This window comes from Pseudomonas sp. KCJK9016 (genome assembly GCF_046231795.1).
GTDB lineage: Bacteria > Pseudomonadota > Gammaproteobacteria > Pseudomonadales > Pseudomonadaceae > Aquipseudomonas > Aquipseudomonas bananamidigenes.
The window spans coordinates 14,950-32,074 of record NZ_JBJJMM010000045.1 but is presented as its reverse complement, the minus strand read 5'-3'; the positions used below and the strand labels follow the sequence as shown (position 1 = coordinate 32,074).

At 62.1% G+C, this 17,125-nt stretch carries 14 protein-coding genes; 2 read left to right on the top strand and 12 right to left on the bottom strand.

The window, feature by feature from the left end; genetic code table 11:
* The 6 genes from ACK6BI_RS27105 to ACK6BI_RS27080 all read right to left on the bottom strand — a co-directional run.
* Positions 1-1,191 (bottom strand): APC family permease (locus ACK6BI_RS27105; protein ID WP_409319528.1); only part of this gene is annotated, 1,191 nt, incomplete at its 3' end.
* 41 nt (positions 1,192-1,232) lie between these two features.
* Complete coding sequence (locus tag ACK6BI_RS27100; RefSeq protein WP_409319527.1) at positions 1,233-3,620, bottom strand: TonB-dependent receptor plug domain-containing protein; 2,388 nt, start codon at positions 3,618-3,620, stop codon at positions 1,233-1,235.
* Between the two features lie 107 nt (positions 3,621-3,727).
* Positions 3,728-4,783, bottom strand: coding sequence for a substrate-binding domain-containing protein (locus ACK6BI_RS27095; protein ID WP_409319526.1), 1,056 nt, complete (start codon positions 4,781-4,783; stop codon positions 3,728-3,730).
* 31 nt (positions 4,784-4,814) lie between these two features.
* Positions 4,815-5,840 carry an ABC transporter permease gene (locus tag ACK6BI_RS27090; protein ID WP_409319525.1) on the bottom strand — a complete coding sequence of 342 codons (1,026 nt, stop codon included), beginning with the start codon at positions 5,838-5,840 and terminating at the stop codon, positions 4,815-4,817.
* The gene (locus ACK6BI_RS27085) at positions 5,833-7,389 is read right to left on the bottom strand and encodes a sugar ABC transporter ATP-binding protein (RefSeq protein WP_409319524.1); all 1,557 of its coding nucleotides are present in this window, start codon (positions 7,387-7,389) and stop codon (positions 5,833-5,835) included. Before ACK6BI_RS27085 ends, ACK6BI_RS27090 begins: the two co-directional genes overlap by 8 nt.
* A 231-nt stretch (positions 7,390-7,620) precedes the next feature.
* Positions 7,621-9,204 carry a winged helix-turn-helix domain-containing tetratricopeptide repeat protein gene (locus ACK6BI_RS27080; RefSeq protein ID WP_409319523.1) on the bottom strand — a complete coding sequence of 528 codons (1,584 nt, stop codon included), beginning with the start codon at positions 9,202-9,204 and terminating at the stop codon, positions 7,621-7,623.
* A 242-nt stretch (positions 9,205-9,446) separates the two neighbouring features.
* Between ACK6BI_RS27080 and ACK6BI_RS27075 the strand changes: the two genes are divergently transcribed.
* Positions 9,447-10,199, top strand: coding sequence for an SDR family oxidoreductase (locus ACK6BI_RS27075; RefSeq protein WP_409319522.1), 753 nt, complete (start codon positions 9,447-9,449; stop codon positions 10,197-10,199).
* A gap of 43 nt (positions 10,200-10,242) precedes the next feature.
* Positions 10,243-10,656 (top strand): cupin domain-containing protein, encoded by a 414-nt coding sequence (locus tag ACK6BI_RS27070; RefSeq protein ID WP_409319521.1) that lies wholly within the window; start codon positions 10,243-10,245, stop codon positions 10,654-10,656.
* 14 nt (positions 10,657-10,670) lie between these two features.
* On the opposite strand, the gene ACK6BI_RS27065 is transcribed toward ACK6BI_RS27070, so the two are convergent.
* From ACK6BI_RS27065 to ACK6BI_RS27040, 6 genes are all read right to left on the bottom strand, one after another.
* Entirely contained in the window at positions 10,671-11,342 is a 672-nt protein-coding gene (locus ACK6BI_RS27065) for a methionine ABC transporter permease (RefSeq protein ID WP_409319520.1), read from the bottom strand.
* On the bottom strand, positions 11,339-12,139 hold the full coding sequence (locus ACK6BI_RS27060; protein ID WP_409319519.1) for a methionine ABC transporter ATP-binding protein: 801 nt from the start codon (positions 12,137-12,139) through the stop codon (positions 11,339-11,341). The genes ACK6BI_RS27065 and ACK6BI_RS27060 overlap by 4 nt, the downstream gene beginning before the upstream one ends.
* Positions 12,136-12,945 (bottom strand): MetQ/NlpA family ABC transporter substrate-binding protein, encoded by an 810-nt coding sequence (locus tag ACK6BI_RS27055; protein WP_409319518.1) that lies wholly within the window; start codon positions 12,943-12,945, stop codon positions 12,136-12,138. The genes ACK6BI_RS27060 and ACK6BI_RS27055 overlap by 4 nt, the downstream gene beginning before the upstream one ends.
* Before the next feature lie 27 nt (positions 12,946-12,972).
* A complete protein-coding gene (locus tag ACK6BI_RS27050) occupies positions 12,973-14,025 on the bottom strand; it encodes an isopenicillin N synthase family dioxygenase (protein WP_409319517.1) in 1,053 nt (350 codons plus the stop codon).
* A gap of 180 nt (positions 14,026-14,205) precedes the next feature.
* Entirely contained in the window at positions 14,206-16,332 is a 2,127-nt protein-coding gene (locus ACK6BI_RS27045) for a TonB-dependent receptor family protein (protein WP_409319516.1), read from the bottom strand.
* A gap of 140 nt (positions 16,333-16,472) precedes the next feature.
* Positions 16,473-17,099 (bottom strand): DUF3885 domain-containing protein, encoded by a 627-nt coding sequence (locus tag ACK6BI_RS27040; protein ID WP_409319515.1) that lies wholly within the window; start codon positions 17,097-17,099, stop codon positions 16,473-16,475.
* Positions 17,100-17,125 lie beyond the last annotated feature (26 nt).

The following is a 17,125-nucleotide window of genomic DNA, read 5'->3' as shown; positions in this document are numbered from 1 at the left end:
GATCGGATAAAGCGGCACCCTGACCGGCCGTGGCACTTCGGGAAAACGCCGACGCAGGACAATCAACGCCAGACTGCTCAGACTGAGAAACAACCAGTAAACCGGTGTCAGGTACTCGACCATGGTGTTGAAACCGCTCTGGGTCAAACTGCCGAACACCACCAGCAGCAACGCCACCGCGCCCTCGGCCAGCAACGCCTTGCGCGGTACGCCATCGCGCTCGTCCCATTCACCGAAGCGGCGCAGTTGCGGCACGTCCCGGGCAGCGGCGAAGGTGGTGCGGGCGCCGACCAGCAAGGTCGAATTGATCGTGGCGATGGCCGCGATACCGACCATCAGCAGGATCAGCATCACCCCCGGCGCCCCGGATGCACGGTTCAACAACTCAACCGCCGGCGCATTGCTCGCCGCCAGCCCCTCGAATCCTAACCCTTGGACAAACGCCCAGTTCAGCGCCAGATAGATCGCCATCAGCGCTGTCAGTGCACCGAGCATGGCAATGAAGATGCCGCGCCGGCCATCGCGCACTTCCGCCGACAACGTCGCCGCATCGCTCCAGCCGCCAAAGGCCAGAAACACGAAGATCATCGCGGCGGAAAATCCTGCCGCGCCCGTGTGCTCAGGCGTGACCGGCGTACTCGGCGCAAGCGGCTCGATGCCTTGCCACACCAGCCACACACCGGCACAGGCAATGCTCAGGAAACCCACGGCAAGCAGCCCGACCAGCACGGTCTGGGTGATGAAGCCGATGTGCCTGCCCATCAGGTTCAACACCACCAATGCAATAATGATCGCGCTGGCAAACAACCCCGATCCGTACGCCCCCAGCGGAAAAACCGCGTTGAAGTAGTCGGCAAACATGAATGCCGAAAGCGCGATCCATCCGGTGTGCATCACCGAAAACCGCGACCAGGCAAAAAGAAAACCCATGCGCTCGCCATAAGCGGTACGCAGGAAGTGATAGTCACCGCCCGGATGCGGAAACGCGGTGGCCATCTCGGCAAAACACAGGGCCCCGGCCATCGAAGCCAGTCCGCCGAGGACCCAGACCCAATAGAAATGTTCCGGCCCGACGTTCAAGGCAACGGTCGGCGCGGTTTTGAGGATGTCGGTGGTGATGACCATGCCCAGCGTAATCAGCAAGGCCTGGAATACCGGCAGATGGCGTTGGGGGCCGTTGGTTTTACTCATGCGTGATCCTGCAGAGGGTCCGCCATCCATGGCGGCAAATCTCAGAAGCCATAAGTGGCGCGGGCGTAGTAGTAAGCGCCGTTGGTGCCGATCGGCGACAGCACGTCGTACGGCAGGTTGCCGCCGTAGTTGATGGCCGAGCCGGAGCGCTCCGGGTAGTTGTCGGTCAGGTTGTTGCCGCCCAGGGCAATGTTGAATTTCGGGGTGAATTTGTAGGTCACCTCGGCATCCAGTTGCCACACCGCGCCATAGGTTTGCTCGGGCTGCGAATCGCCGAAATCGAACACACGAGTGGTCTCGCCCTGTCGGGTCAGGCGCCCGAGCAAGCCCCAGTGTTCGCTGACCCAGTTGGCGGAAAACACGAAGCGATCCTTGGGTGCCGCATCCGTCAGGGTGTTGGTTTCCTCGACGCCCACTAGCGCATCGTTGCCGATCCCCAGCGCAGTCAGTTGCGACGGCGTGCCCTTGGTGCTGGTGACCTTGGTGTGGTTGTAGGTGTACGCAGTGGTCAGGCCCAGTTGCCCTTCGTAGAACGGCTGATGGTAGTTGAGCACCAGTTCCGCACCGTGGGTGCTGGTGTCGGCGGCGTTGGTGAAGAAGTTGACGTCGTGCACGCCCGGCACGCCGAAGTTGTCATTGATGTAACTTTCCAGCGCGTCGCTGCCGATGCGCTGGGACAGTGTGATGCGGTCCTTGACGTCGATGCGGAACACATCGAGGGAGGCGTCGAAACGCTCATTCAACTGGAACGTCAGGCCGAGGCTGTAGTTGTTCGAGGTTTCCGGATCGAGCTTCTGCGCCCCCAGTGCCCGGGCAATCGGGTCGTTGACCGACAGCACACGGATATCGGTGAGCGTGCCGCCCTCGCCGAAGTTGCTGGTGGTGTTCTGGAAGCCGCTTTGCGCCAGCGAAGGTGCACGGAAGTTGTTCGACACCGCGCCGCGCACGGCCCACTGATCGGTCAGCTTGTAGCGACCGCTGAGTTTGCCGGTGAGTTTGCTGCCGGCGTCGTCGTAATGTTCCCAGCGGGTGGCGGCGTCGACGAAGAAACGGTCGCTGAGATCCCCGGACAATTCGGCATAGGTGCCGAACACATTGCGGTCCAGATCCGACTCTTCGCTCGGGCGCAAACCGTTGGCGCCGTCGGCCCCGGAGCCGATGTAAGAAGCCTCGTCACCGGCAAAGGTCAGGTAGTTCTCATAGCGATATTCGCCCCCCAGGGCCAGCACGAACGAACGGCCACCGAGGCGCAGTTCGCGGCTGAAATCCAGGTTGGCGGTGGTTTGGCGCAGCTCATAATCCCCCGTGTCGAAGCGGGTCGGCGAGTCCGCGCCGAGGCTGACGTTGAGGGTGCGACGGGTGGCCGATTCGAAGCGGTTGCGACCGTGGGTGAGGCTGCTGTCGAAGTCCCAATCGTCGCCGATCAGGCCTTTGAATCCGGCGGTGGCGGAGATGTCGGTGTTGTCGCCAAGGGACTGCGGCAGATAGCCGTTGGGATAGAACTGCGGTTGCTCTGACGGGTAGCGATAGAACTCGGCGCCAGTGGTATGGCGCTGGTTGTAGGTGCCGAAGCTGTAGGCCTTGCCACCCGCCAGTGGCAATTCACCGTTGAACCACAGGTTCACATCCCGCGCCAGACCGTCGCCCATCACATAGTTGCGCTGGCCAGGGGTGTCGGCAAAGCCGTCGAAACCGGCGCGGTTGGTCGGGTTGCGATTCTTGTACTCGGTACCGCCACGAATAAAGCCGCCCTCCTCGCCCAGCCGTGTGCCGATCTTGGCGGTGGTCACGCTGTTCTGGCCATCGGTGGTGGTTCTGCCGATGGCGTCCTGATGGGTGTGGTAGGCGCCGTAACTGGTGGACACTTCGCCGCCCTCGGGAGCGTCGTCGAGGATGATGTTGATCACCCCGGCAATCGCGTCGGAGACATATTGCGCACCGGCACCGTCACGCAGCACTTCGATGCGCTTGATCGCGCTGATCGGGATCGAGTTGAAGTCCACCGGCGCGGTGCCGCGACCGATTTTCGACGAGTCGTTGACCACCGCCGAGGTGTGCCGGCGCTTGCCGTTGACCAGCACCAGCACCTGGTCCGGACTCATGCCACGCAGTTGTGCGGCGCGCACATGGTCGGCACCGCCGGAGTTGGACTGACGCGGCAGGCTGAACGACGGCAGCAGTGTCTGCAACGCCGCGCCCAGCTCACCATCGGCGGCACCGGTGGATTTCAGGTCTTCGGCGGTCAGCACATCCACCGGCACTGGCGAATCCAGTACGGTACGCGCGGTGCCTCGGGTGCCGGTGACCAGCACGGTGCCCAGCCGTGTGTCATCGTCGACGCGGGTTGACGTGTCCTCGGCATGCGCCGGCAGTTGCCAGATCGCACCGACAACAGCGACGGCCAGTAGGGAACGGGAACGGTGAATCATGTGACAGCTCCTTTTATCGCAGCCAATACCCGGCCGCTGGCGACAAAAAGGAGTCGTCAGTCAAGGCACGGCAATGTCCGCTGCAGTTTTTATGGGTGTTGGGATTTTCAGTTCGCCACAGGTATCCACGGCGCCCGCGCGACGTTGGCGGTGTCACCGAAGGACGGCAGTTTCTGCCCCAGATCGCGGACGTTTTTCACATCCAGATCCAGCAACTGCTGGCGGGTAATCAGGGTCGGCGGCACCAGCACCTTCTGGCCCGGATTCTCTCCGGCGATCAGCAGCGCCAGGCTGCGCACGCTGATCGCACCGGCCACTTGCGGGTTGACCGCCGCCGTCGCCGCCCAGGCGCTGTCGGGCTCTTTCATGATCTGGATGTCGGCGGTGGAAATGTCGGCGCTGTAGATCTTAACCTTGCGGCTCAGACCGGCCTCGTCCACGGCGATCTTCGCGCCTTTGGCGAACTCGTCGAACGGCGCGAAGATCACGCTGATCCCCGGATTGGCCCGCAGCACGGCGCTGGCCTGATCGGCCACGGAGTTGGCAATCGGCGGATTGAGCGTGCCGAACCGTGCCTTCTCGATGATCCCCGGATTGTTCTTTTTGACCTGGCTCCAGATCTCGTCGCGGCGCTCCATCGGCGTGAAACCGCTGATGTAGACGTACCCGGCATCGAAGCGAGTGCCGTTGTCCTTCACCGCCTGATCCAGCGCCAGCCGCGCCAGCGCGTGGTGATCCTGCTCGACCTGGGTCACCTGCGGCGTGTTCAGATCGACGTCGAAGGCAACGACCTTGATGCCCTTGGCGAGCGCCCGGTCAATCGGCCCCTTGAGTGTTTCGGCAAGACCCAGTTGCACAATGATGCCGTCGACACCGAGGTCGGCCGCCTGATCGATCATCTCACCCTGACTGGCCGCCTGTTGCCGGGCATCGAATACGCGCAGATTGGCGCCCAGCGCTTCGGTCTGTTTCTCGACACCGCGCAGGTAGGCTTCGGGGAAATCCCCGGAAAACAGATAACCCACCAGCGCGATCTGTACCTGACCTTTATCGAACGGCGCCGGTGCACCCGGCAAGGCTTTGGCCTGGGCATTGAGCGCCAGAGCCGAAAGCAAGGCGCCGGTGAGGCAATGGCGTGCGAACTGCTTGATTGAACCGTGCATGGATCGTTCCTTGAAGCATCAATGAACCGGCTCAGCGCGCCCGATGCGCGAGGCCGAAGGTGAACATCAGGGCCAGCACCAGCACCAGTCCCTTGACGAAATCCTGTGCGTAATACGGCGCGTTGAGCATGGTCAGGCCGTTGAGCAACGACGCCACCAGCAGCGCGCCGACCAGGGTGCCGAACGCGTTGGGCTTCCTCGCCCCAAGCACGGCAAAACCAATCAGCGCAGCACCGAGTGCATCCAGCACCAGGCCGTTGCCCGAGCTGACATCACCCCGTCCCAACCGCGCCGCCAACAACACGCCGCCCAGCGAGGCCAACAACGCCGAGAGCACGTAAGCAAGCAGTTTGAAGCGCTGCACGGGTGCCCCCGCCAGATGCGCCGCCTGCTCGTTACCGCCAATCGCGTAAAACAGCCGACCGATGCGCGTGCGTTCGAGAAACAGCCACACCGCCAGCGCGACAACCGCCGTGATCAATACCGGAATCGGCACGACGTCCCACAGCCGCCCACGGCCGAGCGCGAGAAACAGCGCACTGAACGAGCCTTCGGTTTCGTCGCCATTGGGCAGGGTCATGCCCACCGCAATCGAGCGCCCGCCCGTGGGAATCAGTTGCACGCCGATTACCAGGAACATGCTGCCCAGCGTCGCGAGAATGTCCGGCACGCGCAACTTCACGATCAGCCAGCCGTTGAGCAGCCCGACCAACGCACCGCCCGCCAGACTGATCAGCACCGCCGGCACCGCGCCCCAGCAGAGTACCACCATCACGTAACTGGCGATCATCAGGCTCATGGCGGCCACCGCACCAATCGAAAGATCCAGCCCACCGACAGCCATGGTCAGGGTCACGCCCAGCGCCAGCAGCGCGACAATCGACACCGACTGCAGGATGCTGAACAGGTTGCCGACCCGCACGAACGCCGGCTCCGCCACGCTGAAAAACACCACGATCAACGCCAGCAACCACAGCAGGCCGTAACGGATCAACGCTTGCACGAAGCGCTCGGAAATCGCCGGGGCCGATGACAACAGGGAACTTGAATCAGGCACTCGCTCTACTCCTTGGCGCGACGTGAACAAAAGAATTTTCCGTTTCGGTGCCGGCCATCGCAGCGACCACAACGGCGCGATCCAGCCCCGCACGCGGGTACTCGGCGACCACCGCGTGATCGCGCACCAGCAGAACCCGGTCGGCAATCTCCAGCGCTTCATCGACATCGGCACAGATCACCAACGTGGCGCGGCCATCGGCCGTGTCGCGCAGCAACTGGCCGATTTCGCGTCGGGCGCGTACATCGACGCCCTGAAACGGCTCATCGAGAATCAGCACCCTGCCCTCGCCGAGCAGCCAGCGACCGAGCACGACCTTCTGTTGATTGCCGCCGGACAGCGCACTCATCGGCACGTCGATGCCAGCGGCCTTGACCCCCAGCGCCGCGACTTGCGCCTGCACCGCTGCCGCTTCGGCACGGTTGCGGATGAAGCCGCCACGGGTAAAGCGTTCGAGAAACGGCAAGGTCAGGGTGCGGCGCAGGGAGAAATCCGGCACCAGCGACTGGCCGGCGCGGTCCTCGGCGGCGAAGAACACGCCGCTCTGGATCGCCTGACGTGGCGAGCCCGGTTGCCAGTCGACGCCATCCAGTTGCAACGAGCCGCACAAGGGTTGGCGCAGACCGAACAGCACTTCGGCGATCTCGCTTTTGCCGGCGCCGAGCAGCCCGGTCAGCACCACCACTTCGCCTTCGTGCAAGGTCAGGTCAAAGGCTTGCGTGCGCGGCAACAGTTTCACGCCGCGCAGTTTCAACACTTCGTGCCCTGCAGCTCGCGGCGTGTAGACATGCGTCTCCAATGCCTGGCCGAGCATGGCTTCCAGCGCCTGAGGCAATTGCCGGGCACTGAACTCGCCGGCCAGTTGCCCGTCTCGCAAAACGATGGCGCGGTCGGCCACCCGTTGCAGATCGGACAGCCGATGGGAGATGTACAGAATGGCCACTCCGCGGCTGCGCAGTGTGTCGATCAGCGTGAACAGACGCCGGGCCTCGGCGTCCGACAGCGCCGCCGTGGGCTCGTCGAGAATCAGCAACCGTGGCTTCAGGGCAAAGGCCCGCGCCAGTACCACCAGTTGCCGTTCAGCCAGACCGAGATGCTCGATCGGTTGCTCCAGCGGCAGCACCAGACCGAGCCCGGCGGCGATGTTCGCCGCACGCTCCAGCAGTCGTTTGCGGTTGAGCCAGAAGTCACCGTCCGGGCGGCACAGTTCATCGAGCAGCAGATTTTCCGCCACGCTCAATCCGGGTGCGATGCCTTCGTTGATCTGCTGATGGACCGCGACGATGCCGACACGGCGTGCCGACAGTGGCGAGTTGAATTGCCAAGGCTGAGCGTCGACCTGAATCTCGCCGCTGTCGGCCGACTGACTGCCGGCGAGGATCTTCACCAGCGTCGATTTGCCCGCACCGTTGGCGCCCAGCAGCGCCACCACTTCGGCGGGAAAGAGCTCCAGGCTGACCTGGTCCAGCGCGCGGTTCGAGCCAAAGGCCTTGCTCAGTTGACGCACACGAATCAGCGGCTCGCGGGCCGCGGCGACAGGCGCACTCATACACATCCTTATCGTTGACAGGCCAGGTCATGGCGCCCGTCATCAAGAAATGTTTGCAGAGCCTTTGATCGATTCAGCGCGCGCCGTCATGGCAATCGAGGGTTCTATCGTTTGAAGTTCTGATGGGTTGGTCGGTAAAAGCTAAACGATCTTAAAAACAACAAACAAATACCGTTTTTGCATTAGCTTAGGTTCACTGCAGCCGTGCACGGAGCGTGTCTGTTCAAGCGCTCACTCAGGCAGTCCTGCCAGTCGAAGCCCCTCAATCAAGCGGGTGAAATCTTCGGGGCGTTGAATCGGCAGCCAGTCTTCAAGGTAGCCAAGACGCAGCGCAGGGTTCATCGCCTGCAAACGCAACATTGCCTGGCGGGCCTTTTCAACACGGCCGCCCAAGGCATGACTGGCAGTCAGCAACACCGCTGCCACCAACAACGTGGGCAGATTGCCCAGGGCCTTTTCGGCGAACTCTGCGGCGCTATCGAAATCCTCGGCCAAGAAATGCGCGAGGGCCATGCCGACGTGCATCCTGAACATTTCCGGATCCAGCGGGCTCAAGCGGGCGGCATGGCTCAAGTCCTTGATGGCAGCCGCGGCTTCACCACGAAGCGCACGCAGGATCCCGCCAAGAAACCACGCGGGCGCGAGATTGGGATTGAGCAGGCGTGCGCGGTCGAGCAAGGCAATGCCACCGTCCACATCACCGGCCAGGTGCGCAAGGGCATGTCCGCCCCGAGTCAACGCCACCGCGTCATCGCGACCGAGCGTGACCGCCAGGCGCGCCAGACGAATACCCTCGGCGATCTCGGCCGGTCGATCCACCATCCAGCCATTGAGCTTGCGCCAGAAGTGGCACCAGGCAGCCATGCCATAGGCCGATGCGAATTCAGGATCGAGTTCGAGGGTCTTGTAGAACATCGGCAGCGCCTGGTCGACGGCCTCCTGATTGCCGCTGTGCAGTTTTGCCATGGCCCGCAGGTAATAATCGTAGGCGTCCAGGCTCTCCGTCGGCTTGCGTTTGGCGCGCTCGATCTCCACACGTTCCAGTTGGGGCGCGATGGCGCCGACGACGCTTTCGGTGATCTGATCCTGCAGCGCGAAGATATCGTCGAGGGTGCCCTCGAAACGCTCGGCCCAGATGTGGGCACCGCTGGTTGCGTCGATCAGTTGCCCGGTGATGCGCACCCGATTTGCGCATTTGCGCACACTGCCTTCCAGCACATAGCGCACGCCCAGTTCCTGCCCGACCCCTTGGGCGTCCACCGCCCGGCCCTTGAACGTGAAGCTCGAATTGCGCGCAATGACGAACAACCAGCGCAGACGTGACAACGCGGCGATGATGTCCTCCACGACACCATCGGCAAAGTAGTCCTGCTCGGAGTCGCCGCTGAGATTGAGGAATGGCAGGACGATGATCGAGGGTTTTTCCGGCAGCACCGGGGCGCCGGAAGCGGCTGGTTTCGTAGCGGCGATCGGGCGTTCGACGGGATCCGGCACCGATCCGGTCATGCGCGCATCGACCCGGCCAACAAAGCGGTAGCCCTTGCGGGCGACCGTGCGCAGCAGGCGCTGCTCCTCGCCGGTATCGCCGATGGCCTTGCGCACGGCGTTGATATGGCTGGTGATGGTCGATTCGGAAACGATGCGGCCGCTCCATACCGTGCCCAGCAAAGCATCCTTGCTCAGCACACGGTCAGGATTGTTGACGAACAGCAGCAACAGATCGAAGACCTGCGGGCTGATGGGCACGACCTGCCCGCGCAAGGTCAGCTCGCGACGCTCTTGATCAAGTACATAGTCTTCAAACCTGAATGGCACAGCGAACGTCCCTTGACGAGGCGCCTTCGACTCCGTGTTCGGGGCGGCAGAGGATGAGAGGTCGAGAACGATAATACGCCTGCCGTGAACACGCCACTGTCTCCAGTTTGCAACGCCGGCTGGACAAAAATGCAAGGGTTCGACAAGGCAAACTCAAGGTCATCCCAAGGACTTCCCTCCCCCGCACCGGCACTCTCCATTCCATCGACGCCAATGGTTGGCGTCATCAAGGAGAGAGACCCATGAAGATTGTCGTAATCGGAGGCTCCGGCCTCATCGGCTCGAAACTGGTGACCCTTCTGCGCGAGCGCGGCCATGACGTGCTCGCCGCCAGCCCGAGCACGGGCGTCAACAGCATCACCCGCGAAGGGCTGGCGGCCGCGATGGACGGCACCGATGTGGTGGTCGACGTCGCGAATGCGCCGTCGTGGGAGGACCAGGCCGTTCTCGATTTCTTCGAGACGTCCAGCCGTAACCTGCTGGCGGCCGAAGCGGCTGCCGGGGTGCGCCATCACGTCGCGTTGTCGATTGTCGGTTGTGAACGGTTGCCCGAGTCTGGCTATATGCGCGCCAAGGTGGCCCAGGAAAGCCTGATCAAGGCGTCCGGTCAGCCTTATTCGATCCTGCGGGCCACACAGTTTTTCGAATTTGTCGGCGGCATCGCCGAGTCCTTTGCGGTTGCCGATGAACTTCGCGTACCTCCGGCGCTGATTCAACCGATCGCCTCTGACGATGTGGTCGCAGCGTTACTCGACGTCGTTCTGGCGCCCCCGCTCAACGGCTCGGTGGATGTCGGCGGGCCCGAGGCGCTGCCGCTGGACGAACTGGCCCGACGTTATCTGCAAGCAAGTCACGACAACCGCAAAGTCGTACCGGACGTGCACGCACGTTACTTCGGGACGCTGCTTGACGATCAGTCGCTGGTCACCGGCAAAGATTCGCGTCTGGGGGCCATCCGTTTTGAAAACTGGATCGCTCGCTCGTCGGCTCGATAGTCACTCAGGCCATTCCACTTCCTGACTGCCAAGGAGACATCCCATGGTTACCCGATTTCTGTTGAGCGCGGCATTCGCAGCGCTGTCGATCAGCGCTGTCTCGGCCGCCGAGCCGCCTGCCGGCAAGGTTTCGGTGGTCTTTGATCGGCCGATTCCCAACATCCCCGGCAAAAGCATGCGGGGGGTGGTCGTCGAGTACGGACCCGGAGCGGCATCACCGTCCCATACCCATCCGAAGACTGCCTTCATCTACGCCACGGTGCTGGAAGGTTCGTTTCGCATCAAGGTCAAGGGCGAGCCGGAAAAGATCTACCACGTCGGCGAAAACTTCGTCGAGGAGCCAGGCTCCGTGCATCTGGTCAGCGCCAACGCCAGCGACACCGAACCTGCGCGCCTGCTGGCGGTGTTCGTCCTCGACAGCGACGAAACTTCCATCGTCACTCCCCTCAAGCAGTAAGCCTGCAACCGCATTCAACGTCGATGAGCCAGCGACCGCACCAGCCGGTCGCCCAGGCTTTGCACACCCTGCACGAGCATGACCAGCACCACCACGGTGGCGACCATCACTTCATTGTTGAAGCGCTGGTAGCCGTAGCGGATCGCCAGATCGCCCAGTCCACCACCACCGATGACACCGGCCATGGAGGAAAAACCGATCAGCATCACCAGCGTCAGGGTGACCCCCGCCAGCAGGGCCGGCAGTGCTTCGGGCAACAGCACTTTGAAAATCACATGATGGATGTCGCCGCCCATGGCGAGGATGGCTTCGATCCGGCCCTTTTCCACTTCGTCCAGGGCGTTCTCGACAATCCGCGCAAAAAACGGAAACGCCCCGATGGTGATCGGCACCACGGCGGCGGTGCTGCCCAATGTGGTGCCGACCACCAGACGGGTCAGCGGGATCAGGGCAATCAGCATCACCACGAACGGCAGTGAACGCCCCAGGTTGATGACCGCGCCCAGTGCCTGATTGAGCCGGGGCAACGGATACAAACCCTGACGACGGCTGATAAACAGCAACACACCCAGCGGCAGGCCGATCAGCAAGGTGAAGAGCCCTGCCAACAACACCATGTACAGGGTTTCGCCGGTGGCGTTGAACACCAGTTGCAGGATTTCGTTCCAGTCGACGGTTCGGTTCATGAGTGGGCCGCCCGTACACCGTATTGCCGCAGAAAACTCAGTCCCGGCGCGTCGTGACCCAGCGGCAAACCGCAACTGGGCCGCAGCGCGGCACCGAGCGCGGAATCCGGCGTCGCCTGCAATCTGGCGACCGGCCCCGCTTCCACCAATCGACCCTTGGCCAACGAGGCGGCGTGATCGCAAATCGAGCGCACCACGTCCAGCTCATGGGTAATCAGCACGATGGTCAGACCGAGCTGACGATTGATGTCGCGCAGCAGCTGCAGAATCGACGCAGTGGTTTCCGGGTCGAGGGCGCTGGTGGCTTCGTCCGACAGCAAATACGCCGGTCGCGCCGCCAAGGCCCGGGCGATGCCCACCCGTTGTTTCTGGCCACCGGAAAGCTGTGAAGGAAAGGCTTGGGCCTTGTCGCTCAGGCCCACCAGATCCAGCAGTTCCCGAACCCGTTCATGACGTTGGGGTTTGGCGACTTTAGCGATTTCCAGCGGCACCGCGACGTTGTCGAATACATTGCGCGAATGCAGCAGATTGAAGCCCTGGAAGATCATGCCGATGCGTTGACGCTGGCGGCGCAGTTCACTGTCGGACAACGCCGTGAGGTCTTCGCCATCCAGCAGAATGCGCCCGGCATCCGGACGTTCGAGCAGATTGAGGCAGCGCAGCAATGTCGACTTGCCCGCACCGCTGCGCCCGAGAATGCCGTAGATCGCGCCATCGGGAATGCTCAGGGATACCCGGTCCAGCGCCGCTGTCGACGCTGATGGATACGTCTTGCTCAACTGCTCGATGACGATCATGGTCTGGCATCCGCCACCGGGATCACCGAGCCCTTGAAGTGCTCGGTGATGTACTGGGCCACCGGCGGTGAAGTCAGGTCTTTCGCCAGTTGCTGAATGCGCGGATCGTTTTCCAGTTTCGGCGTGGTCACCAGAATATTGGCGTAAGGGTTGTGCTCAGGCTTCTCCAGCCCCAGCGCATCCCTGGCCGGCACCAGCCCGGCTTCCAGTGCGTAGTTGCCGTTGATCACCGCCAGGTCCACGTCATCCAGCGCACGGGGCAGTTGCGGCGATTCGATTTCGAGGATCTTCAGGTGTTTCGGGTTCTCGGCGATGTCCTTGGGCGTTGCCTGATCGGCGGCCGGGTCATTGAAACCGGGCTTGAGCTTTATCAGGCCGTTGTCCTGCAGCAGGTACAGCGCGCGGCTCAGATTGGTCACGTTGTTGGGCACCGCCACCGTGCCTTTGTCCGGCACCTGGGCGAAGGTTTTGTGGCGGTGGGAATAGATCCCCAGCGGTTCGATATGCACCGTGGCGGCCACCGCAAGTTTTTCACCGAGGGCCTTCTCCTGGGAAAGCAGGTACGGCAGATGCTGGAAGTAGTTGGCGTCCACATCGCCGTGCACCAGCAGCTCGTTGGAATTCACGCCCTGGGGGATTTCGATCACCTTGAGGTTCAGTTGCGGATCGATTTTCTGGATGTAGGCCAGGATCTGCGCGTGGGGCACCGGGTCAGCCGCTACCCGCAATGGTTCCAGCGCCTGCGCGCCGAACGAAGTCACCAGCGCACCGAAGACGGCCAGGGTCAAACCTGCTGCTTTCAACATGAGAGGAATCCTTTTGCGAGTGATGAGTCAGGCATTGGCGACCTTGCGGATCGCGGTTTCAGGTAGCAGCGCGTCGGCATAAAACCGCCGTGCGACATCGGGATGCGAGCGCAGCCGCCCTTTGAGGTAGTTCCAGCCAACATCGCGGAACAACGGGTTGAGCGGATCGCTCGCCGGGCCCCGGGCTTCGCGCAGTAACACTGCCGGCAGCGGGTACAGCGGCACCACGGCGTCCAGCTGGGCACCGAGAAAAAACGCAATGGACAAGCGCTCGCTGCCCTCGGGCGGCGAGACCACGCGATGCACCGTGGCGCGCAGATAACCGTTGGTGGCCAGTTCCAGCAATTCGCCGATGTTCACCACCAGCGTGTTGTCCCGTGGCAACGCATCGATCCAGCGCCCCTCTTCGATTTCCACTTGCAGCCCTGCCTGCTGGTCTTGCAACAGAAAGCTGAGGAAACCCGAATCCTTGTGTGCGCCGACGCCCTGATTGCTCGCCGTCGAGGACTGCCCCGGATAGCGCATCAGCTTGATGTGTTCGTTGGGTTTGTCGCCGTACAACCGGTCGAAGGCGTTCTCTGGCAGTGCGAGTGCCTGGGCAAAGGCACGCAGCAGGCGCAGCGACATGTGGGTCATCGCTTGCTGCCAGTCGAGCAGCAGCGGCTTGAGTTGCGGCAAGGCTTGCGGCCATTGATTGGGCCCTTGCAGACGCGCCCACAGTGGGCTGTCAGCCGTCAGCGGCAAGACCTCACGCTCGGCACCCAAGTCAAACTGTTCACGCTGATCCGGCTGGCCGCGAGTGATCTCCGAGGCGGCACGGTTGTAGCCGCGAAAGTGCGGCGAATTGATCATGCCGACGGCGGTTTTCTCGCTGTCGGGCAAGGCAAAGAATTGGCGGGCGTGGTCCTGCACCTGCCTGAGTAGATCGGCGTCGATGCCATGACCGGTCAGGTAAAAGAACCCGACATCGCGGGCGGCGTGGCGCAAATCATCGAGAAAGGCCTGGCGCTGCTGCGGCGTACCGTCGAGCTGCGACAGATCAAGGGTCGGTAATGCGGTGATGTCCAAGGTATGCGGCATGATTCACTCCCGTGTGAATCAAACCTGAAGAGCCTGTGATCGATTCAGCGTGTGCCGTCATGGCAATCGGCGGTCTGTCGGTTTGATGCTTTTGATTCGTCTATGAAACAAAACTAAACGATATTAAAAACACCGGACAAATACCCTTTTCTCATTAGCTTAGGCCCGATCCGACACAGCTCAACGCAGACTCCACGACACCCCGACATACATCGCCATCCCCTCACCCGGCGTTGATCGCGCCGCATCCAGTCCCTTGTCGTCATAGCCCGGCGTGACCGTGGCGGCGTAGTGCTTGTCGGTCAGGTTGCGCATGTCCAGCCAGGTCTGCCAGTCACCCTTGGGTGCGTTGTAGCCCAGTGTGGCACCGAAGGTGGCGTAAGGGTCGGCGTAGTAGCTGTTGGCGTAATCCACCGCGACTTTCGACACCAGTTGCGTGTTGACGGCAGCGAAGAAACCCTGCGGGAAGTCGTAGCGCAGCTCGCCCTGGTAGTAATGCATCGGCAGACCCGGCAGGCGGTTGTCGCCGAAGCGGTCGTCGTCGCGGTAGTGGAAGTCGCTGAAGGTGTAGGCCTGACGCAGGCTCAACTTGCCGCCGTCGTCCGCTGACCACAGGTTGCTGTTGAGGCTGGCTTCAACACCTTGGTGCACGGTCGGGCTGGCGTTGAGTTCATAAGGTGTGGTGGCGTTGGCGTCCGGTAAAACCGAGAGCAATTCGTGGCGCACCTGGGCGTAGTACCAGGCCAGGCTCCATTCGCCGAGTGCGCTGTCGCCGCGACCGCCGAGCTCCAGGGTGGTCGCGGTCTGGTTCTGCAGTTTGACCGGATCACGTTGGGTGCCGGTGGCGGCGCCGCTGCCGGTCGGAAAGCGAACGTTGGAGCTGTAGATCAGCGACCACGGATGCGGCGCTTCGACCGAGCGACTGAGGTTGCCGAACAGTTGCAGGTTCGGCGTCACCTGATAACGCAGGCCCAGGCGTGGCGCGTAGTCCCAGTCACCGAGGCTGGTCTTGCCGCCACCGTCGGGATAGGTCACGGCACTTTCACGGCGGGTGTAGATCGCGGCGAGGCCGGTGGTCAGCCACAGGTCGTCGGCGATTTCCAGGTCGTTGCCGACGTGCAAGACGGTGTCCGAGCCTTGATAAGTAAAGTTGCGCATATGCGTGCCTGGCGCATAACCGGCGGTGTTGCCGGTGGGGATCCGCACCATTTCGCTGGCACCGTCGTTGGGCAGGTGTTTGGTCACCCGCAGGCCGACCGTGCTGCGGCTTTCGCGCCCCCAGAGGGTGTCGCGGCGCTTGTAGTCGAACGTGCCACTGACATCGGTGTAAGCCACCTTCAGGCGGTTCGGGCCTTCGCGCAGGTCCATCGGGTAATCGTGATAGACCAGACCGGTCTGGATGCTCGAATCGTCGTCGATGTAATACGTGGTCTTGTTGCCGATGAAGGTGCTGCCGGGCTGGTCGCGGCTGTCGTTGCGGGTCACGTAGGCCGGATTGGCCGCGCGCGGATCGTGTTCGATGGAATGCTTGGTCACGCGCCCGGCGAGGTCGTTGTCGGTCTCGCGATGACGGATGTAGAAACGGGTTTCCAGGTCCGGACTGAAGCGATAACCGAAGTTGGCAATCACGCCCTGGCTCTTGCTCGCGGTGTGATCCTGATAACCGTCGGAGTGCGCATCGGTCATCGACAGGTAGTAATCGAAATCGCCGAGCACCTGGCCCGAACTGACTTGCCGCTGGGCATAACCGTGGCTGCCCATGACGTAGCGCACGTTCAAAAGCGGCGCGTTGTAGCCGGTGTGGCTGACGTAATCGACCGCCCCACCCAACGCCAGCGCACCACGATCAAAACCGTTGGCACCGCGCAACACTTCCACATGGTCGAGCCACAGTGGCTCCAGTAATTCATAAGGCGTACCGCCGGGGCCGGTCAGCGGCAGACCGTCGAGCATTGTGTACAGCCCGGAAGCATGGGCACCGGGAGCGCGATTGATGCCCGAGCCACGTATCGAGACCTTCACCCCTTCGTTGCCCGCCGACTGCGCGTATACACCCGGCTGATACGCCAGCACATCCTGATTGCTCGCCACCCGCCCCTGCAAAGGCGTACGCATGTCGACCACATTGGTCGCGCCGGGGACTTGCGTGAGCCGGGACTTCGCCTCCTGCACCGAAAGGTCTTCGCCGCTCTGTTCTTCGGCTCCGATCAGCACCTGCCCCAACTCCATGCCCTGAGACTCGGCTTCGACCGGACAGGCAAGGGCCAGCCCCAGCAATGCAGCGGGCAGTGTTTTGAGCGAGGGCATCGAGAACTCCAGACAGACAGATACGGGCAGTGAGAACTGCGACGCATTAAGGAACGAAGTAAACACATGGTGATTTTGTTTTTTGTCGAGACCAGAACCCGCGATCCTGACTGAACGGCATCAAAGGATCAGGGCCAATCTCAGACAGTGCCCGCGAAGTCAGCATCCATCGCGGGCCGGTCGTAATCGAGAAGATACGCATGATGCCGGTGGTACAGCCTTGAAAGCAGATTCTTATTGGGTCCGACCACGTCCATCCCTCGGTCGTCGTAAGGGAAAACCATCACTCCGGCCTTCAGATTGAACAGGTAGACCGCGCAACGCGGATTCGGCGCAATCGCACCAAAATCCGTGGCCAGTGCGCACCAGAGCAATGCCTGAAGCATCCTTGCGGGCACTTCGAAAGCGAGGTTGATCCAGTACTCGGGCTCGCTTTCGCAGAACCAGTCGTCCGGATCGGTGCGTTCACTCCAGATCGAGCGTTCTGCAGGTATCTCGATACCTGCAGATCGAACGGACTGAAGCAACGCTCGATGGGCAAATCGCTGGCCGCCGGAGTGAAAGCGCAGGCACGTCACCAGCGTGGGCTCGTCACTGAAAATGTCGGTGCAGATCTCGGTCGATTTTCGCAAGGCCAACAGGAACTGTTCGATCATTCCTCCGGTTTCGGAGAGTTCGAAACGCAGTCCTCCCGGGCAGGAATAAAACAGGGGCCTTGCGAAGGCCTGGTCGGTAAAAATCCGCTCGATTTCAAGATGAAGATTCACTGAAGTCCTTTTCGGTCGATGTGGCG